General features: G+C 73.6%; 15 protein-coding genes. 11 read left to right on the top strand and 4 right to left on the bottom strand.

Annotated elements, in window-relative coordinates:
* Positions 1-51 precede the first annotated feature (51 nt).
* From MTO91_RS21545 to MTO91_RS21535, 3 genes are all read left to right on the top strand, one after another.
* A complete protein-coding gene (locus tag MTO91_RS21545) occupies positions 52-1,098 on the top strand; it encodes a serine protease (RefSeq protein ID WP_476652517.1) in 1,047 nt (348 codons plus the stop codon).
* A 282-nt stretch (positions 1,099-1,380) separates the two neighbouring features.
* Complete coding sequence (locus MTO91_RS21540) at positions 1,381-2,562, top strand: NAD(P)-dependent malic enzyme (protein ID WP_251784247.1); 1,182 nt, start codon at positions 1,381-1,383, stop codon at positions 2,560-2,562.
* 304 nt (positions 2,563-2,866) lie between these two features.
* On the top strand, positions 2,867-5,659 hold the full coding sequence (locus tag MTO91_RS21535; RefSeq protein WP_476652515.1) for a putative bifunctional diguanylate cyclase/phosphodiesterase: 2,793 nt from the start codon (positions 2,867-2,869) through the stop codon (positions 5,657-5,659).
* Positions 5,660-5,698: 39 nt separating this feature from the next.
* On the opposite strand, the gene MTO91_RS21530 is transcribed toward MTO91_RS21535, so the two are convergent.
* Positions 5,699-6,928: an acyl-CoA dehydrogenase family protein gene (locus tag MTO91_RS21530; protein ID WP_208824153.1), complete on the bottom strand. Its 1,230-nt coding sequence runs from the start codon at positions 6,926-6,928 to the stop codon at positions 5,699-5,701.
* A gap of 222 nt (positions 6,929-7,150) precedes the next feature.
* On the opposite strand from MTO91_RS21530, the gene MTO91_RS21525 reads away from it, so the two are divergent.
* The 5 genes from MTO91_RS21525 to MTO91_RS21505 all read left to right on the top strand — a co-directional run bounded on the left by MTO91_RS21525 (position 7,151) and on the right by MTO91_RS21505 (position 12,973).
* Positions 7,151-8,224 (top strand): ABC transporter ATP-binding protein, encoded by a 1,074-nt coding sequence (locus MTO91_RS21525; protein WP_345646497.1) that lies wholly within the window; start codon positions 7,151-7,153, stop codon positions 8,222-8,224.
* A gap of 10 nt (positions 8,225-8,234) precedes the next feature.
* The gene (locus tag MTO91_RS21520) at positions 8,235-8,894 is read left to right on the top strand and encodes an ABC transporter permease (protein ID WP_345646494.1); all 660 of its coding nucleotides are present in this window, start codon (positions 8,235-8,237) and stop codon (positions 8,892-8,894) included.
* A complete protein-coding gene (locus MTO91_RS21515) occupies positions 8,891-9,613 on the top strand; it encodes an ABC transporter permease (protein WP_345646491.1) in 723 nt (240 codons plus the stop codon). The genes MTO91_RS21520 and MTO91_RS21515 overlap by 4 nt, the downstream gene beginning before the upstream one ends.
* A 21-nt stretch (positions 9,614-9,634) precedes the next feature.
* Complete coding sequence (locus tag MTO91_RS21510; protein WP_345646489.1) at positions 9,635-10,570, top strand: ABC transporter substrate-binding protein; 936 nt, start codon at positions 9,635-9,637, stop codon at positions 10,568-10,570.
* A 1,608-nt stretch (positions 10,571-12,178) separates the two neighbouring features.
* Positions 12,179-12,973, top strand: a complete 795-nt coding sequence (locus tag MTO91_RS21505; protein WP_345649930.1) for an MOSC domain-containing protein — start codon at positions 12,179-12,181, stop codon at positions 12,971-12,973.
* A gap of 56 nt (positions 12,974-13,029) precedes the next feature.
* On the opposite strand, the gene MTO91_RS21500 is transcribed toward MTO91_RS21505, so the two are convergent.
* Positions 13,030-14,424, bottom strand: coding sequence for an Nramp family divalent metal transporter (locus MTO91_RS21500; RefSeq protein ID WP_345649933.1), 1,395 nt, complete (start codon positions 14,422-14,424; stop codon positions 13,030-13,032).
* Positions 14,425-14,695: 271 nt separating this feature from the next.
* On the opposite strand from MTO91_RS21500, the gene MTO91_RS21495 reads away from it, so the two are divergent.
* From MTO91_RS21495 to MTO91_RS21485, 3 genes are read left to right on the top strand one after another with little or no spacing between them, the layout of a single operon-like run.
* Positions 14,696-14,956, top strand: coding sequence for a hypothetical protein (locus MTO91_RS21495; RefSeq protein ID WP_020623160.1), 261 nt, complete (start codon positions 14,696-14,698; stop codon positions 14,954-14,956).
* Positions 14,957-14,975: 19 nt separating this feature from the next.
* Positions 14,976-17,768: an FtsK/SpoIIIE domain-containing protein gene (locus tag MTO91_RS21490; protein ID WP_476652513.1), complete on the top strand. Its 2,793-nt coding sequence runs from the start codon at positions 14,976-14,978 to the stop codon at positions 17,766-17,768.
* Positions 17,765-18,127 carry a hypothetical protein gene (locus MTO91_RS21485; RefSeq protein WP_139283056.1) on the top strand — a complete coding sequence of 121 codons (363 nt, stop codon included), beginning with the start codon at positions 17,765-17,767 and terminating at the stop codon, positions 18,125-18,127. Before MTO91_RS21490 ends, MTO91_RS21485 begins: the two co-directional genes overlap by 4 nt.
* A gap of 204 nt (positions 18,128-18,331) precedes the next feature.
* On the opposite strand, the gene MTO91_RS21480 is transcribed toward MTO91_RS21485, so the two are convergent.
* Positions 18,332-19,762, bottom strand: a complete 1,431-nt coding sequence (locus MTO91_RS21480) for a CitMHS family transporter (RefSeq protein ID WP_476652512.1) — start codon at positions 19,760-19,762, stop codon at positions 18,332-18,334.
* Between the two features lie 125 nt (positions 19,763-19,887).
* On the bottom strand, positions 19,888-20,064 hold the full coding sequence (locus MTO91_RS21475) for a DUF6104 family protein (RefSeq protein ID WP_020623156.1): 177 nt from the start codon (positions 20,062-20,064) through the stop codon (positions 19,888-19,890).
* Positions 20,065-20,117 lie beyond the last annotated feature (53 nt).

The following is a 20,117-nucleotide window of genomic DNA, read 5'->3' as shown; positions in this document are numbered from 1 at the left end:
CCGACCGGGCAGTCCGCCGGGCGCGCCGTACCCGCAGGGTGGCCGGATCGGATGGGATCCGTGGCGGACCACGAGCCGAGGAGCGTCATGTCGTCGCAGTTCTCCCGCCGCCCCGCGCGGCGGCGCATCGCCGGGATCGCCGCCGCGGCCGGCCTGGCGGTCACCGCCGCGCTCACCGCGCCCGCCGCCGCGGGCGTCGCGACGGCCGCCCCGTCCGCCCCGGCGGTGCAGGCCGGGGCGATCGGCCCGGGCGTGCAGATCGCCACCCCGGTCACCGGCGGCGCCGAGCTGTGCACGGCCAACTTCCTCTACACCCCGGCCGCCGGGCAGGACGGGCACCGCGACGAGCCCGGCGGCCGCGGTGCCGAGCACCAGGCCGCCCCGGCCGGGGTGCTCTACCTGGGCGCGGCCGCGCACTGCATGGCGGGCGAGGACGCGATGTCCTCGGTCGACGGCTGCCGTGAGCCGGTCATGCCGGAGGGCATCGAGGTCGGCATCCGCGGCCGCGACGGGAAGAACTACACCGGACGGGTCGCCTACAACTCCTGGGCGGTCATGCAGGACCGCGGCGAGACCGACCCGCAGCTGTGCCTCTACAACGACCTCTCGCTGATCCAGCTGAGCCCGGCGGCCGTCGCCGTCGCCGACCCGACGGTCCCCGGCTTCGGCGGCCCGACCGGGCTCGACACGGACGGCACCGAGCAGGGGGAGAAGGTCTACAGCTTCCAGCCCAACCAGCTCGTGGCGACGCCGTACAAGCAGGGCCTGAGCCTCGGGCAGCCGGAGGGGCCGCGCACGCACGTCGTCTCCACCACGCCGCCGGGGGTACCGGGCGACTCGGGCTCGGGCTACCTCGACGCGCGCGGCCGGGCGTTCGGGCTGCTGTCGAGCCTGATGCTGCCGACCAACACCAACGGGGTCACCGACATCGCCCGGGCACTGGCCTACGCCCAGCGCTACGGCGAGGTCGGCGCCCTGGAGGTCGTCCCCGGCCGGGTCCCGTTCACACCCGGTGTGCTGCCGCTGACCGAGCTGCCCAGCGGCCCGTCGCTGCCCGCGCTCCCGCTGCCCGACCTCACCCCGGCGCCGCTGCGCTGACCCGCTGACACGGCTCCCGGGACGGGCGTGCGGTGATCCGTACGCCCGTCGGTGTGCGGGTGGCCACTCCGGACGCGCCGGGTGACCGGTTCCCGGCGTCCACCCGGTTAGACTCCTCGCCAGATCCGACAGCTCGTCCCGGCTCGGCGCCCCTATCCCGGCGCTGCGCGCGGGATGGCCGTCCGGCACCGCGAGCAGGTCGACGTCAACCCGCGACGCCCGGTGCAACGGCAGGCGCGTCCGTGCGCCGCTCTCGTACCGCACCACCCGTGGAGTCTTCCCATGACGCTCGCCCAGGACCCGACCACCCGTTCCGCCCCCGACCGGCACGAGGTGTTCGGCGCGCACGAGGGCGGCAAGCTCGCGACCGGCCTGACCGCGCCGCTGGCCGACGAGCGCGACCTGTCGATCGCCTACACCCCCGGTGTCGCCGACGTCTGCCGGGCCATCGCCGACGACGCCTCGCTCGCCGCCCGTTACACCTGGGCGCACCGGCTGGTCGCCGTCGTCAGCGACGGCACCGCGGTGCTCGGTCTCGGCGACATCGGGCCGCGCGCGTCGCTGCCGGTGATGGAGGGCAAGTCGGCGCTGTTCAAGTCCTTCGCCGGGCTCGACTCGATCCCGCTCGTGCTCGACACCACGGATGTCGACGAGATCGTGGAGACCCTGGTCCGGCTGCGCCCGACCTTCGGCGCGGTCAACCTCGAGGACGTCGCCGCGCCGCGCTGCTTCGAGCTGGAGCGCCGCCTGGTCGAGGCGCTCGACTGCCCGGTCATGCACGACGACCAGCACGGCACCGCCGTCGTGCTGCTCGCCGCCCTCGACGGCGCCTGCCGGGTGCAGGGCCGCTCGCTGTCGGACCTGCGCATCGTGATCTCCGGGGCCGGCGCGGCGGGCATCGCCTGCGCACGCATCCTGCTGACCGCGGGTGCCTCGGACGTCGTGCTGCTCGACTCGCGCGGGGTCGTCGACGCCGGCCGCGGCGGGGAGAAGGCCGCGCTGGCCGCCGTCACCAACCCGCGCGCGGTCACCGGCGGGATCGCCGAGGCCCTGGCCGGTGCGGACGTGTTCGTCGGGCTCTCCAGCGCCACGCTGCCCGAGGAGCTGCTGGCCACGATGGCCCCGGAGTGCATGGTCTTCGCGCTGTCCAACCCCGACCCCGAGGTGCACCCGGACGTCGCGGCCCGGCACGCCGCGATCGTCGCGACCGGCCGCAGCGACTTCCCGAACCAGATCAACAACGTGCTGGCCTTCCCGGGGATCTTCCGCGGCGCGCTGGACGCGCACGCCCGCCGCATCACCGACGACATGAAGGTCGCGGCGGCCCGCGCCATCGCCGACGTCGTCGCCGACGAGCTGTCCCCGCAGAAGATCGTGCCCGGCCCGTTCGACCCGCGGGTGGCACCGGCCGTCGCCGCGGCGGTGGCCCGCGCCGCGGGCGACGCCGGCGTGACCGCAGGCTGACGAACGGCCATAACCCCGGTTACGAAACGTGTGCGACCGGGGTCTGCGCCGAACGGCACGGCGCGCTGTGAGCGGTCGAACACACACGGTCGGATCGGTTGCCACCGCTCGCCGAGCACGTCACACCCTTCACCCTCCGGCGACTACCTGTCACCACCCGTGAGTGACGGGCAGAGCAACGGCGTTGGGCCGAACGGTCCCGTCACTCGCTGTATCGGGTGGCTCGATCGGTCTACCCGCCCGGATCGCCCGGCACGGTGGCTCGTTGTTCCCCACGGAGCTGCCGAACGGAACGGAGGCGGGCGTGTCGGAGCAGGAATCGCGGGCGGGACACCGTCCGGGTGCATCGGTCGGGGACCCGGCCGGTGGACGCGCGGAGCAGGCACCGGGTGCCCGCCGTGACAGGGACCGGGACCCCGGTCTCGCCGGTGACCTCGCCCGGGCCTTCGCCGGTCCCGGTGGCACCCCGGCGGGCCGCGCCCGGCCCGCTCCCGAGAACGAGCCGCTCCTCGGCCGGGCGGAGGCCCTGAACCTCGCCGCCGCGCCGGACGCCGAGATCTCCGGCGCGGGCTTCGGGGAGCCGCCGTTCGGCAGCGCCCGCCGCCTCCCCGGTGCGCCACGCCCGGCCGGCCCGGCCCCGTCGGTCGCCGAGGCGGCCCCCGGCCCGGGGACCCCCGGGTCCGGGGCCGCGGGTGCCGACGGTGCCGACCACTCCGCGGTGCAGCTCCCGCCCTCGCCCGCGATGGTCTGCGACGCCGGGGGCGTCGTCGTCCACACCAACGCCGCGCTCCGCCGCCTCGCCGGCTCCGCCGACCCGACCGGCATGCGGCTCCCGCAGCTGCTCGTCGGCCCGGACTCCGACGCCCGTCTGGTCCGTGCCGACCGCCGCCTGGCCCGGGTCAAGGTCGTCCGCTGGAACCAGCCGGGTGACCGCACCGTCGTGCTGCTCACCCCGTTCCCCGACGCCGCGCCCGCGCCGTCGGACGAGGCCCCCGCGCTCGACCTCGAGCGCGCCACCCGCTCCGGCACCTGGACCTTCGACCTGCAGGCCGGGACGCTGACCCGCAGCGAGGGGCTCGTCGAGCTCTACCGCGCGCTCGGCGTGCGCCCCGACGGCCCCGACGGCCCCATCGAGGGCGAGCAGGTCGAGCGGGTCTGCCGGATGCTGCGCCGCGGCCCGGACGCCGCGCCGGAGCCCACCACCGCGCACAGCTCCGAGATCCGCCCCGAGGGCGGCGCGGTGCTGTCGTGCCGCACCCGGATCGACCGCACCCCCGGTGGTGCCCCGCTGCGCCTGATCGGGACCGTGCAGGACGTGTCCGACCGGCGCCGGGCAGAGTCCCGCGCGCAGCGCTCCGGGCAGCGGTTCGCCGACCTCGTCGCCACCATCACCACCGGCGTCGCGATGCTCGACGGCCGCGGCCGGATCGTCGACGCCAACCCGGCGCTCTGCCAGCTGCTCGACGCCGACCTGGAGACCCTGCGCGGCGTCCCGGCACGCAGCCTGTCCGCCGAGCCACAGTCCGACGGTCGCGGCGGCCTGCCGGACTGGCTGCGCGACCCGTCGCACCCCGAGCCGACCTACCGGATCGAGTCGCTGCCGCTGCTGCGCGCCGACGGGACCCGGGTCGACTGCGAGGTCGTGGTCAACGCCGCGCCCTCCGACGACGGCCGCCCCTTCTGGCTGCTCGTCGTCACCGACGTGGGGGAGCGCCGCCGCGCCGCCGACGTGCTCCGCGAGGCCGACACCGTCGACCCGCTGACCCGGCTGCCCAACCGGGCCGGGCTGCTGGAGCTCGCCGACCGGCTGCTGGCCGGGCCGGACGCCGGCCGGGTCGCCGTGGTCTGCGGCGACGTCGACGACTTCGCCCGCGTCAACACCGGCCTCGGCCACGACGCCGGCGACACCCTGCTCGTCGAGCTGGCCGGGCGGCTGCAGCGTGAGCTGCCGTACCACTGCACGGCCGGGCGGCTGTCGGCCGACGAGTTCGCGGTGGTCTGCGCCGACGTCGACGAGGTCGGCGGACCGCAGGCGCTCGCCGCCGTCGTCGCCGGGCTGCTGCGCGGCGACGTCACCGTGGCCGGCAGCCCGATCACGCTGACCGCCTCGGTCGGCGTCGCCGGTCGGGACGCCGCCGTGGCCGGCCCGCAGGCCGACGCCCGCGGCCCCCGCGGCGACGATCTGCTGCGCTCGGCCGAGGTCGCGGTGCGCGAGGCCAAGCAGCGCGGACGCGGCACGGTCGCCGTCGCCGAGCGGGGCGCCGTCGCCCCGGCGCGCCGCCAGCTGGAACTGGAGGCCGAGCTGCGCGCCGCGATCGAGGGCGACGCGCTGCGCCTGGAGTACCAGCCGGTCGTCGCGCCGGACGGCACCGTGCTGTCCGCCGAGGCGCTGCTGCGCTGGTCGCACCCGGTGCACGGCGAGGTCTCGCCCGGCGAGTTCCTGCCGGTCGCCCAGCGCGGCGGCCTGCAGCGCGAACTGGACCTGTGGGTGCTGCGCACCGCGGCCACCGAGGCCGCGACCTGGCCCCGTGCCGGACAGGCCGTCGCCGTCGCCGTGAACCTGGCCGGGCTGCTGCCGGCCGACCCGTCGTTCCTGGCCGACGTCACCGCCGTCGTCGAGGGCGCCGGGCTGCCGTGGAACCAGCTGGTGCTCGAGCTCGTCGAGACCAGCCTGGTCGCGCTGCCGCGCCCCGCGCTGGACGCGATGAGCGAGCTCGTGCACCGCGGCGTCCGCTTCGCCGTCGACGACTTCGGCACCGGCTACTCGTCGCTGGCCCGGCTCAAGGAGCTCCCGGCGCAGACGGTCAAGGTCGACCGCGCCTTCGTCACCGGCGTCGGCACCGACCCGGCCGACTTCGCGCTGGCCCGCGCCGTCGTCGAGGTCGCGCGCGCGATGGGCCGCAAGACCGTCGCCGAGGGCGTCGAGACCGCCGAGCAGTTCCACGTCCTGCGGGGCCTCGGGGTCGACGCGTTCCAGGGCTGGCTGTTCGCCCGCTCGCTGCGCCCCGACGACCTGCACCGGGTGCTGCGCGGCGGCGGCCTGCCCACCCCGGCGACGAGCGCGACCCCGGCCGACGGGACCCCGGGCGTCTGGTGAGCCGGTCGCGCCCGCCCGCCGCGGGCGCGACCGCCGTCGTCACCGCACGAACGCGCTCTGCCCCGTGATCGCCTTCCCGACGATCAGCGTGTTCATCTCCCGGGTGCCCTCGAAGGAGAACATCGCCTCGGCGTCGGCGAAGTACTTCGCGATCCGGTTCTCCAGCACCACCCCGTTGCCGCCCACGAGCTGACGCCCGAGCGCGACGGTCTCGCGCATCCGGGTCGCGCAGAACTCCTTCACCAGCGACGAGTGCGCGTCCGAGCCCCGGCCCTCGTCGAGCAGCTGGGCGTTGCGGACCGCCATCCCCAGCGAGGCGCTCACGTTGCCGAGCATCCGCACCAGCAGGTCCTGCATCAGCTGGAACCCGCCGATCGGGCGGCCGAACTGCTCCCGCTGGGCGGCGTAGGACAGCGCCAGCTCGTAGGCGGCCATCTGCACCCCGACCGCACCCCAGGCGGCGTTGGCCCGGGTGCGCTGCAGGACCAGGCCGGCGTCGCGGAAGGTGCCCGAGCCGCCGGAGAGCCGGTGCGACTCCGGCACCCGGACCCGGTCGAGCAGGATGTCGGCGTTCTGCACGATCCGCAGCGACTGCTTGCCCTCGATCTTCGTGATCGTCATGCCCTCCGACGGCGACGGCACGACGAACCCGCGGACCGCGCCGCCGGCGTCCGGGTCGGTGTCGCGGGCCCACACGATGATCAGGTCGGCGAAGGTGGCGTTGCCGATCCAGCGCTTCTCGCCGTCGAGGACCCACTCGTCGCCGTCGCGGGTGGCGGTGGTCTCCATGCCACCGGCCACGTCGGACCCGCCGTGCGGCTCGGTCAGCCCGAACGCACCGATCGAGTCCATCCGGGACATCGCGGGCAGCCAGCGCTCGCGCTGCTCGGGCGTGCCGCCGGCGTGGATCGAGCCCATCGCGAGGCCTGTGTGGACGCCGTAGAAGCTGTTGACCGACGGGTCCACCCGGGAGATCTCCGCGTGCAGGAACCCCAGGAACAGCCGCGACGCCGGCGGGTCGGCGTAGCCGGCCCCCGCGAGGTCGAGGCCCGCGAAGCCCTTCACGAGCTGCATCGGGAACTCGGCGCGGTCCCAGGCGTCGAGCACGACGGGGGCGACCTCGGCACGCAGGAACTCCCGCACCCGGCGCAGGTCGGCGCGCTCGGCGTCGGTGAGCAGGTCGGCGTAGTGGAACCAGTCCGCGACGTGCGGGTGGTCCGGGTCGAGGTCCAGTTCGGGCTTCGGCAGGCGCGTGGGCTCCTTCGGCATGGCCCCACTGTTGCGCCGCGGCGCACCCGCCGCACGGCAGAGCGGGCCCGCGGCAGTGGTCAGGGTCATGCCCGCGGCGTCGGTGCCGAACCGGACCGCAGGTCACGCGTGAGGGGGTCCCGTGACCTGCGGCCGACCGCTCGCCCGTCGCGCACGACCGGGTTAGTGTGCTGCGACCAAGCGGGGAGCAGGGGTCCCGCGCGACGGCAGGGGGAACCGCCGATGATCGAGTTCCGGGGCGTCACGAAGCGCTTCCCGGACGGGACGGTCGCGGTCGACGAGCTCGACCTCGTCGCCGAGCAGGGGCGGATCACGGTCTTCGTGGGACCGTCCGGCTGCGGCAAGACGACCTCCCTCCGCATGATCAACAGGATGATCGAGCCGACCGGCGGCGAGCTGCACGTCGACGGCCGGGACGTCCTGGCCGCCGACCCGGCGGAGCTGCGCCGCGGCATCGGCTACGTCATCCAACAGGCCGGGCTGTTCCCGCACCGCACGATCGTCGACAACATCGCGACCGTGCCGATGCTCGTCGGGAGCAGCAAGAAGGCCGCGCGGGACCGGGCGATGGAGCTGATGGAGATCGTCGGCCTCGACACCTCGATGGCCAGGCGCTACCCGGCGCAGCTGTCCGGCGGCCAGCAGCAGCGGGTCGGCGTCGCCCGTGCGCTCGCCGCGGACCCGCCGGTGCTGCTGATGGACGAGCCGTTCTCCGCGGTGGACCCGATCGTGCGGGAGAGCCTGCAGGACGAGCTGCTGCGGCTGCAGTCCGAGCTGGGCAAGACGATCGTGTTCGTCACCCACGACATCGACGAGGCGATCAAGCTCGGCGACCGGGTCGCGGTGTTCCGGGTCGGCGGGAAGCTGGCCCAGTACGACGAGCCGGGCGTGCTGCTGTCCCGCCCGGTCGACGACTTCGTGGACTCCTTCGTCGGGCGCGACCGCGGCTACCGCGGCCTCGGCTTCCTGAGCTCCGACGACATCCCGCTCGGCCCGCTGCCGGTGCTCTCGGTCGGCGACCCCCTGCCCGACGACGGCTGGTCGCTCGTCGTCGACGGCACCGGCCGGCCGCTGGGCTGGGTCGCCGCCGGCGACGGCCCGATCGGCGAGGACGACGTCGTCCCCGGCGGCTCGCTCTACACCGTCGGCTCCGGCTCGCTGCGCGGCGCGCTCGACGCGGCGCTGTCGTCGCCGTCCGGGCAGGGCGTCGCCGTCGACGCCGACGGCCGGGTCGCCGGGGCGGTCACCGCGGACGCCGTGCTGGCCGCCCTGCCCGCCGCCCGCGACGCCGCGTGAGGCCGCCGTCGTGACCTGGGTGCTCGGCAACCTCGACCCGGTGCTGCGCGCGCTGCGCCAGCACGTCGTCTACGCGCTCGTCCCGGTGCTGCTCGGGCTGGTGCTGGCGATCCCGCTGGGGCGGCTCGCCAACCTGAACCCGACCGTCCGCGCGGTCCTGACCAACGCCGCCGGGCTGCTCTACACGGTGCCGTCGCTCGCACTGTTCGTGTTCATGCCGGCCGTCCTCGGCACCCAGATCCTCGACCCGGTCAACGTCGTGGTCGCGCTGACGATCTACACCGTCGCGCTGCTCGTCCGCACCGTGTCCGACGCGCTGACCGCGGTCCCCGGCAACGTCGTCGACGCCGCGAACGCCATGGGCTACACGCCGCTGCGCCGCTTCGTCGGCGTCGAGCTGCCGCTCGCCGTCCCGGTGATCGTGGCCGGGCTGCGGGTGGCCGCGGTGTCCACGATCAGCCTGGTCACCGTCGGCGCCGTGATCGGCTTCGGCGGGCTCGGCCTGCTGTTCACCGAGGGCTTCAACCGCAGCAACGACGCCCAGATCGTCACCGGCATCGTGCTCGTCCTGCTGCTGGCGCTGGTCGTCGACTCCGCGCTGCTGCTCGCGGGGCGGCTGCTCACCCCGTGGCAGCGGGCCCGGACCCGGAAGGCGGGCGCGACCACGTGAACCTCTTCGGATGGCTGTTCACGCCCGAGAACTGGACCATGACCGGCGGCATCCTGGCGCGGCTCGCCGAGCACCTCGGCTACACCGCGCTGACCCTGCTGGTCTCGGTCGTCGTCGCGGTCCCGCTCGGCGCCTGGATCGGGCACACCGGCCGCGGCGGGTTCCTCGTCGTCGGGCTCGCGAACGGGCTGCGCGCGCTGCCCACGCTCGGGCTGCTCGTGCTGCTCGCGACGTTCCTGGGGCTGTCGCTGCTCGGCCCGCTCATCACACTGATCGTGCTGGCCGTCCCCGCCGTGCTCGCCGGCACCTACGCCGGGATCCGCAACGTCGACCCGGCCGTCGTCGACGCGGCCAGGGGGATGGGCATGCGCGGCCCCGAGGTGCTGTGGAAGGTCGAGCTGCCCAACGCCCTGCCGCTCATCATCGGCGGGCTGCGCAGCGCGACCCTGCAGGTCATCGCGACGGCGACGATCGCCGCCTACGTCTCCCTCGGCGGCCTCGGCCGGTTCATCATCGACGGCCTCGGCCAGCGCGACTTCTCAGTGATGATCGGCGGCTCGATCCTGGTGGCGCTGCTCGCGATCATCGCCGACCTGCTGCTCGGCGGGCTGCAGAAGCTGATCGTCTCGCCCGGCCTGCAGGCCACCGGCCGGACCGCCGCCCCGCGCCGGTTGCGCGCGGTCCCCACCCGACCCGAACCGGTCCGCGAAGCGGCCTGACCCTCCCCGAGAGGACCCACCATGAGACGCACCCGACTGCTCGCCGCCGTCGCGGCGACCGTCACCGCCGCGTTCGCGCTCTCCGCCTGCGGCGGCGGCTCCGACCCGCTCGCCGGCGGCGGGCAGCCCGCCGACACCGACCAGAACACGGTCGTCGTCGGTGCCGCGAACTTCACCGAGAGCCAGATCCTCGCGTCGGTGTTCGCCCAGGCGCTGCAGGCCAAGGGCGTCACCGTCGAGACCCGCCCGCCGATCGGGTCCCGCGAGGCCTACATCCCGGCGCTCAAGGACGGCTCGATCGACCTCATCCCCGAGTACTCCGGCACCCTGCTGCAGTACCTGGACAAGGCGGCGACCCAGACCGAGCCGGACCAGGTCTACACCGCCCTGCAGTCGACGCTCGGCACCGCCGACCCGAACCTCATCGTGCTCGACAAGGCCGAGGCCGAGAACAAGGACGCCGTCGTCGTCACGAAGGAGACCGCGGCGCAGCTGTCGGCCCCGACCATCGACGCGCTCGCCGCCCGCTGCGGCGAGCTCGTCTTCGGCGGGCCGCCGGAGTTCCAGACCCGCCCGGACGGCATCCCCGGCATCGAGAAGACCTACAACTGCACGTTCAAGAGCTACCGTTCGCTCGACGCCGGCGGCACTCTGACGGTCACGGCGCTCAAGAACGGTGACGTCCAGGCCGCCGACCTGTTCACCACCGACCCGGCGATCCCGGCGAACGAATTCGTGGTCCTTGACGATCCAAAGAGCAATTTTGCTGCGCAGAATGTTGTTCCGTTGATCAATAAGGCGAAGGCGACTCCGCAGGTAGTTGATGCACTTAATGCCGTGACGGCAAAACTGACAACGCAGGAGTTACTTGGGATGGGGGAGGCGGCGGGAGCGTCTGACAAGCCGTCAGTGGAAACTATTGCCCGGGACTGGCTCAAGCGGCAGGGACTCGTCTGACCGAGCCTCTCACTACGGAAGTCCCCGTACGGAGCTGGTGTTCCCTCGTTCGGGAACGTTGTAGTTGTAACCGCATCGACAGCGGCCTGGAAGGCTGCCACACGAGGTAGGTGATGTGATGTCAGCCTGAGATGTTCGTCCGCGAGGCCGACCGGGATGAGGCTCGACGCCTGGTAAGGACTACCACGACGGCGAAGTACCTGATCCCATTACGGCGGGTGGAGATCGTGCTCGCATCGCCGCAGCGCGACCGACGCCGTCGCGATTTCCGTTGCGAAGCCGCAATGCGGGGGGGGGCCTCCACCCAGCCGAGCACAGCTGATTCCGCTGAGCAGCAACGAGATCCGACGACTCTCGCCACCCTCGCCTCCGCACCGCTGACCTGCACGGACCGGGTCATGCACTGGTCGCGCTGGCGGCGGATACGCCAGCACCAAGCCCGCGCCTGCCAGTACCGGCGCCGCGGCGAACGACCACCAGACTGAACAACTGCCGTTGCAGTACTAGGCCAACCGCAACGCCCCCCCCGAAAGGATGCTTCGGCCCCGGAAGTCAAGTCTGTGGGTGCCGAACGTTGATTGAAAAGGAACTGACCACTCCTTCGGGGATGAATCGTGTTCGACGGTCCATCTCGGGTGCTAGGCTGATCAACATCAACCATGGGGGGCGACGATGAATCGTTGGGTAAGACACTTCACCGCGTTTGCGGTAGTTGCGATGTCACTTGTCGGCGCCTCCTTGATGTTGGCTCCCCCGGCGGAGGCAGCGCCCTGGGGGGCCTGCGGCGCAAGCACTCCAGAGTCCAAGTTGGTGCGGCAGTTCGCCGTGAATGCCCGCAGCAACTACTATCTTCGCTGCGGAAACGCTAATGTGGGCTACCGACACATCGTAGCCAGGCACCGAGTGGACTTCGAAAAGTTGGCGGCCGGGACATATATGAACTGGCGAGATGTCGCTGATCTTGCGATGGAGTCGATCGCGCGAGACCCTGATGTTGCTCGGCCGGCAGGAGATGGAAAGGGGTGCTTGAACCGAGTGATCTACCTCAAGAATCTTCGTACGAACCAAGTTGTCCGCCAGCAGAACTTTCGAATGTTCGTGGTCCTCTCCACTGGAGACGTCATTACTGCGTATCCTGATGTAAGGAACTGTCCTTGATGGTTGACGGGATCAGTGGGGTGGTAATTGCTGGACTGGAGTCCGATGGATTCGAGGTGGAGGCCGAGGGTGACGCTGGAGTCTTCAGCGTTATAGGGCGAGACGATCTCGCGTATCGTCGACCCGTGCAGCTCATTGTCCACGAGTCCGACATCTCGGAGTACTGCAGCTGCATGGTGCGGGATGGCTCGTATCCGTCCTCAGTGGAGGAGGCGGCGGGGTTGGCGGCACTGCACGTCCAGGAGATGTTGGGTGCGGGCCATGACAGAAACCGCAATACAGTGCGTCGCACGGGGTTCCGGCGGACTGGAGGCACCGTTGAATTGTTTGTCGATTCGGAGCCTGTGGAAATTGAATCGGATCAGTCTCTAGGTGTCAATACATGGGTGGCTGAACGCCCTGAGCGTACTTGAGTAGAAGCAGACTGTCTCGCCACTGTGGGAGATCAGGATGAATGTCACGAGCCTGCACCGCTACCCGGTCAAGTCGATGCTGGGGGAGGACCTCGCCGCGCTCGACCTGGACACCCACGGCGTCGTCGGCGACCGGGCGCTCGCGCTCACCGACCCCGACTCCGGTCTGGTGGCCACTGCCAAGCAGCCCCGGCACTGGCGGGCCCTGCTGCGCTGCGCCTCGTCCGGCGTCGGCGACGACGTCCGGGTCACCCTCCCCGACGGCCGCACCGTGGCCGCCGGGGCCGCCGCCGGGCCGCTGGCCGAGCTGCTCGGCCGCCCGGTCGTCGTCGCGCAGCAGCGGGCCGACGGCGCCGTCGTCGAACGGCCGGACCCGGAGGACGTGCTCGCGCACGGCCTCGACGCCGAGGTCGACGCGCCGACCCTGGAGATCGCCCAGGGCACACCCGGCGGCCGGTTCGTCGACCACTCACCGGTGCACCTGATCACCACGGCGACGCTCGACGCGCTCGGCGTCGAGGCGCTGCGCTACCGGCCCAACGTCGTGGTCGCGACGCCGCCGGGCACCGAGCCGTTCGTGGAGAACACCTGGCTCGGGCGACGGCTGACCCTCGGCGACGTCGTGCTGGTCGCGACGCTGCCGACCCCGCGCTGCTCGGTGCCGACGCTGGAGCACGGCGACCTGCCGCGCGCCCCGCACGCCCTGCGCGGCCCGGCCGACCGCAACCGCGTCGAGGTCGAGGGCTTCGGTGTCCTGCCCTGCGCGGGGCTCTACGCCCGCGTCGAGCACACCGGCACCCTGCGCACCGGGGACCGGCTCGAGATCTCCTGACCGCCCGGCCCCGTCCCACCCGTTCGTGAGGAGGGACGGGGCCGTGAGGCGGGGGGTCAGGTCAGGCGGCCGTAGACGTCGGTGACCAGCAGGACCGCGAACAGGACCGACGAGATCCCCAGGATCGCGTTCGACAGCCACCGCGAGCGCGCCTCGGGCGCCACCATGCGGGTGTTGAGCAGCAGGAGCAGCGTGACCGCCAGGAACGGCATGAAGAACGAGCCCAGCACGCCGTAGACCAGGGTCAGCGCGAACGGCCGCCCGATGAGCAGCAGCGCCATCGGCGGGAACGTCAGCCACAGCAGGTACCCGCGGAAGGGCAGCGAGCGCTCGGCGCGGGCCGCCTCGTAGGCCCCGGGCCGCCCGGGCCCGTCGCCGCGCTCGGGTCCCTCTCCGTCGCCGCGCCCGGGCGTCGCGACGGCGGCGTCCTCCTCCCCGGTGACGACGGCGTTCGTCACCTCCGGCCCGATCGCGGCCTTCTTCCCGTGCGGCAGCCGGATCGCCCGCACCCAGTCGGTGAACAGCAGTGACACGCCGTTCCACACGCCGAGCAGCGAGGTGAAGGTGACCGAGAGGAAGCCGACCAGGAACAGGATCCGCACCGGCTCGCCGTAGAGGGCGCCGAGCCGGTCGGCGAGGGTGAGCAGCCCGCTGTCGGACTCGGTGAGGTTCTCCCCGAACAGGATCGTGGACCCGACGACGAGCATCGAGACCACGAAGATGCCGGTCATGATGTAGCCGGTCGCGTTGTCCAGGCGCATCATCGACAGCCACTTCGGGCCCTTCCAGCCCTTCGCGAACAGCCAGTAGCCGTAGGCGGCCATGGTGATCGTCCCGCCGACGCCGCCGATCAGGCCGAGCACGTAGACCGTGGACCCCTCGGGCAGCCGCGGGACGAGCCCGTTCGCCAGCGCGGGCAGGTCCGGGCCGACCAGGATCGCGACGAACACGACCGTCGCGAACTTGATCAGCACGAGCACGGTCATGAACTTCTCGAACGCGTGGTAGCGCTGCACCCACACCAGCGCGAGCCCGACGACGCCCGCGATCGCCGCCCACCCGCCGACCGGCAGCCCGCCGAACAGCGCGTTCAGCGGCAGCCCGACCGCCGACATCGCGGTGGCGCCGTAGACGAAGCCCCACACCACGATGTAGACGCCGAAGAAGCCGGTCGCCCAGTAGCCCAGCCGCCGCCAGCCGTCGAGCATGGTCGCGCCGGAGCCGAGGTGCCAGCGGCCGACGGCCTCGCCGAGCGCGAGCTTGACCAGCGTGCCGACGACGGCGGCCCACAGCAGCACCGTCCCGAACGACGCCCCCGCCACCATCGTCGCGACGAGGTCGCCCGCGCCGACGCCGGTGGCCGCCGCGAGCAGGCCCGGCCCGATCGAGCGGATCCGCGCCGCGCCGGTGGGGGGTTCCAGGAAGTCCGTCTGCGGTCCGGGGGAGGCCATCGTCACAGTCTCCGATCACGACGTCGTGGGGGGATCGTGCGGGTTCGCCGAGCACGCTAGGCGAGCGGAGCAGCGCATTCCAGCGCGGAAGGGTCACGAACGGACGTATCGGACCCCCCGATCGCGGTGACGGGCTACGGCGCACGGCGCACCCGCCGTTGCAGGCGGTGCACGCCCGGCGCACCATGAACGGGTACCGGGACCGGCCGATAGATTGACCGCGGCGTCGGCCGGGTCACGGTCGCCGCACGCGCACGCACGGAGGGTGGGCATGGCGAACATCGACGAGATCCGGGCCGGGATCGGGCGGGCCAACCAGCAGGCCACCGAGAGCCTCGGCGCGCTGCGGCACGCCCGCCAGGCCATCGAGGAGGCCGGCGCCGCGTTCTCCCAGAACATCTACGGCACCGCCCAGAACGACGCCGACGACGCCCGCGCCCGCTTCGCCGCCGCGTCGGAGAAGATCGACGAGGTCGAGCAGGCCCTGCACATCGCCATGCAGTCCGCCGACGACGTCGCCTCGCGGCTCTGACCGCGCCCGCCCGCCCCTGATGGCACGTCGTCCGAACCGTCGCGAGCGGATCCGGTCCGCCTTCGACGGGTTCCACCGGGCGGCGTCGCGGGCCCTGGGTGCGGCGGAGGGCCGCCGCGACCGGGCTGCGGCCCGGCACGCCGAGGTCATGGCGGAGCTGTGGCTGCGCGAGACCGGGCACGACGCCGCGCGCCGCGACCCGGGGCTGGCCCGGGTGCTCGGCAACCCGCGGCTCGCGGGCGTCCTCGCCCGGGTCGCCGAGGACCGGGCGCACGTGTTCGACCGCTGGCAGGGCGACTCGCCGCAGACACTGTCGGAGATCGTCGCCGACGCCACCCCCGGCGCCGCCGGGGACGCCCCGGCGGACTGGAGGCCGGTCGCGGGCGCCGTCGAGCCGACCGGCCCGGTCCCGGAGATGTGGGTGCTGGGCACCGGCTCGGTGGAGGGCGGTGCCCCGTTCCGGGTCGCGGTCCCGCTGCTCGACGGCGCGCACCTGCAGGTGGTGTCGACGCCACGCTCCCGCGACCGGGCCGAGGCGATGGTCGAGCAGCTGGTCCTGCGCACCGTGCGGTACTTCCGGCCCGGCGCGGTGAACGTGCACGTCTGGGACGTCGGCCAGCTCGCAGGCGCCCTGCCGGGGCTGTACCCGCTGACCCGCACCGGGCTGCTGACCGTGCACGACCCGACCCGGCTGGGGCGGCTGCTGGACCAGCTCGCGGACCGGATCCGCCGGGTGCAGACCCGGGTGCTCGCCGACGGCGCCACCTCGCTGCGCGAGCTCGCCGACCGCACGGGGGAGCGGCCCGAGGCGTGGCTGGTGGCGGTGCTCGTCGGCAACGGCCGCGAGCTGCCCGAGGCCGAGCTGCGCCAGCTGCAGCGGGTGGCGCGCGGCGGTGTCGCGGCCGGGGTGCAGCTGGTGCTGCTCGACGTGCCGGCGGCCCTGCCGCGTCCGGTGGAGACCGTCGACTTCGGGGACCCGCCGGGCGTCGACCCGGCCGACGACCGGTCGCCGGTCCCGGTGCGGACCTCGGTGACCGGGCCGCACGTGCTCGTCGAGCCGGACCCGCCGGTACCGGCCGACGACGTCACCGCGGTGTGCGAGGCGATCGCCGCCGGGCACGAGCAGTGGCGCGGACGGCTGGGCGCGTTCAAGGACATGCTGCCCCGGCGGCGCGGCGAGGGCCGCTCGCACGACGGGCTCAAGGTCGTCGTCGGGCACGAGGACGGCATCCCCGCCGAGCTGAGCCTCGACGACCACTCCCCGCACGCGCTCGTCGGTGGGCCCAGCGGGTCGGGCAAGACGAACCTGCTGCTGGCCTGGATCGCCGGTCTCGCCGCGCACTACGGCCCGGACGAGGTCGAGCTGTACCTGCTCGACTTCAAGGAGGGGGTGTCGTTCACCCCGTTCGCCCCGGACCCCGACGGCCACCGCGCCGACCGGCTCCCGCAGGCCCGGCTGATCGGCGTCAACATCAACACCGACCGGGAGTTCGGGCTGGCACTGCTGCGCCACCTGTCCGAGGTCATGCGCAGCCGCGCCGAGGCCGCCCGCCGGCACGGCGCGACCAAGCTGGCCGAGCTCCGGGTGGAACGTCCCGACCTGCGGCTGCCGCGGATCGTCGCGGTCATCGACGAGTTCCAGTTCCTGTTCACCGGTCGCGACGCCGTCAGCGCCGAGGCGACCGCGCTGCTGGAGGACGTCGCCCGGCGCGGCCGCTCGCAGGGCGTGCACCTGGTCCTGGCCAGCCAGGACGTCTCCGGCATCGACGCGCTGTGGGGCCGCTCGGCGATCTTCGAGCAGTTCGTGCTGCGGATCGCGCTGCCCCGCGCGCGGCGGATCCTCGCCCAGGACAACGAGGCCGCGCTGGCGCTCCCGCGCTGGCACGCGATCGTCAACCACGACTCGGGCGTCGCGCACGGCAACCACGTGGTCCGGCTGCCCGAGGCGGGCGGTCCGGTGGTCCGCGACGTCCAGGTCACCGCGTTCACCGACTTCCCCGACACCCCGGAGCCGGTCGTCTTCGACGGCGCCCGCGCCCCCTCCCACGACGCACTGGCCGCCCGGCTGCCCGCCGACGGCGTGCCCCGCGCGCTGGTCGGGCAGTTCGTCGACGTGCACGGCAGCCCCGCGGCCGCCGAGCTGTCCGACGGCCCCGGCCGCAACCTCGGGGTGATCGGGCCCGACGCCCGCGTCGCGGTCCCGCTGCTGTGCTCGGCCGTCCGCTCGGTGGCGGCGTCGCTGCCCGACCCGGCCGGCGCGCAGATCCTGCTCGTGCCGCTGGCCCCGGACGCGGCGGCGGCCGCGGGCGCGCTCGCCCCGGACCTGCCCGGCACGGTGGAGAAGGTGTCCGCCGACGGGTTCGCCGCCCGCGTCGCCGAGCTGGCGGCGACGGTCCGCGCCCGGGCCGCGTCGGGCGGCGGTGGGGGACACGCGTCGCTGCTGGTCGTGGTGTTCGGCGCCGACGCGGCGGAGTCGATGCTGGACCGCACCGGCACCGAGGACCTGCGGGCGCTGCTGCGCCACGGGCCCGGGGTCGGGGTGCACGTGCTGGGCTGGTGGCAGGGCGCGCAGCGGCTGAAGACGCTGCTGGCCCCGCCGGGTGCGGCGATCGACGACCTGGGCGCCTGGGTGGCGACCGGCGTGCAGGGCACCGACCTGGTGCCGCTGCTGGGCGGACAGCCGCTGGACTGGACGCCGACGCCGGGGCGCGCGCTGTTCCTCGACCGCTCCCGGCACGGCCGCCCGCAGCTGGTCATCCTGACCGACGCGGGCGGGGGCGGCCCGGACAGCGTCGCCGGAGGTGGGGTGTGAGTGCCGTGGAGCGCTACCGCGCGGTGGTGGCCGAGCTGGCCGGCGCCGTCGTCGACCTGCGGGAACGCGACGCCCGGCGGGCCGAGGAGCTGCGCCGCGAGCTGCGCGGCACCGAGCGGGAGCTGCGCGACGCCGCGGACCGGCTCACCCTGGCCCGCGGCATGTTCGAGCTGCGCTGGGAGGCGGCGTTGCAGCTGATGTGGTCGGCCGAGGAGCCGGGGCGGCCCCGGCCGCGGCCCGACCTGCGGGCCGACCCCGACGAGCACGCCGCGCTGGAGGAGGCCGCCGACGAGGCCCTGCGCGAGCTGCGCTCCTCGGGCGACCGGCGGCTGTTCCGCCTGCGCCGCGACGACGACTGACCCCGCCCCGCACGCCGCACCCGTCCGGCCCGGCCCGGCCCGGCCGCGGGCCGGATACGCCGAGATGCAGCCCGGGGCCGCCCCGCGGGTGGCGGGCAGCCCCGAGCTGCATCTCGACGGTCGTGCCGGGGGTCCGGGGCCGGTGGTAGCCGTCCGCCCCTCCCCGGCGTACCGCGTGGGCGGCACCGGATGGTGGGCGGGCGGTCAGCCCAGCGGGACGACGCCCAGCAGCAGCGCGACCCCGAGCATCACCAGCGAGCAGAGCGCGGCCCGCCAGATCACCCTGCGGTGGTGGTCGGCCAGGTCGACCTTCGCGAGCGAGACGAGCAGCAGCAGCGCCGGGACCAGCGGGCTGGTCATGTGCACCGGCTGGCCGATGATCGAGGCGCGGGCCATCTCCACCGGGGCGATGCCGTAGTGGCCCGCGGCCTCGGTGAGGATGGGCAGGATGCCGAAGTAGAACGCGTCGTTGGTGAGGAAGAACGTCAGCGGCATGCTCAGCACACCGGTGATCACCGCGAACCAGGAGCCGACCGACGGCGGTACGGCCGAGACGATCCCGTTCGCCATCGCCGTCACCATGCCGGTGCCCGACAGGACCCCGACCAGGACCGCGGCGGCGAACACCATGGACACGACGCCGACGATCGAGGTGGCGTGCGAGGTCACCGCCCGGAGCTGGTCCTCGGGCTTCGGGAAGTTCACGACCAGGGCGATCGCGGCGGCCGCGACGAACACCAGCGACAGCGGCAGGACGTCCATGCCCAGCAGCACCAGCAGCGCGACGGTGAGCCCGAGGTTGAACCAGATCAGCTTCGGCCGCAACGTCGGACGGTTCGGGTCCAGCGTGCCCTCCAGCGCGCCCCCGGCGTCGGCTCCGTCGGCGGGGCCTCCGCCCGAACCGGTGGCCGGGCCGTCGGTGGCGGTGCCCCCGCCGACCAGGGCGGGCTCGCGCACCGCCACCATCTCGTCGGCGACGACCGACAGCGTGCGGCCCGAGACCAGCAGCCGCTTGCGCTCGGAACGGCCCAGCTGCCAGGCCAGCAGCAGCACGGTGGCGATGCCGGCCACCATGCCCGGGACCATCGGGTTGAACAGCTCCGAGGGCGACACGTTCAGCACCGTCGCGGCGCGGATCGTGGGGCCGCCCCAGGGCAGGATGTTGAGCACGCCGTTCGCGAGGTTGGCGACGACGGTCAGCACCACCGGGCTCAGCCCGAGCCGCAGGTAGATCGGCAGCAGCGCGGACACCGTGATGATGAAGGTGGTCGAGCCGTCGCCGTCGAGGGAGACGACACCGGCGAGCACCGCGGTCAGCACGACCAGGCGCACCGGGTCGTTGTCCACCGTGCGCAGCACGAAGCGGATGAGCGGGTCGAACAGCCCGACGTCGATCATCGTGCCGAAGAAGATGATCGCGAAGAACAGCAGCACGGCCGTCGGCGCGAAGTCGGAGAACGCCGACGAGATCGAGTCGACGACGCCGTCCTCACCCGGCTCGGACAGGCCGGTGCCGGTCGCCACGAGGGCGAAGGTCAGGGGGACGAGTACCAGCGCCAGCGTCGGCGCGAGCCGCTTCGCCAGGATCAGGTACATGAAGACCGCGATCATCGCGGACCCGAGAACGATGAGCATCGGTGCTCCTCCTCGACGGATGTGTCGAGGAGCAACGCTAGGTCCGGGGCCCGGCCCCGGTCCCGCTTGCGGACACAGCCCACGTAGTGGTCGCTGCGTGCCCTGTGGTCGTTGTGGTCACGGGGCTACTCGTCGTCGGCGTCGTCGCGCGCGAGGAAGCTCGACAGCCGCTCGACGGCGGTCTCGAACTGCGGGTTCGCGTCGACGAAGGCGCGGAGCCGGTCGGCCAGCCACTCGACGCTGACCTGCTCGTCGCCGCGCCGGTCGACGAGCTCCTCGATGCCGCGGTCGGTGAAGTACATGCCGGCGAGGATACGGCGGCCGCCGCTTGACCCGGACGCGACGGCATCGTTTC

It is taken from the genome of Pseudonocardia sp. 2-7 (assembly GCF_056341085.1).
Note: the sequence above shows the minus strand (reverse complement) of the source record. Positions and strands in the feature narration are given on the sequence as shown.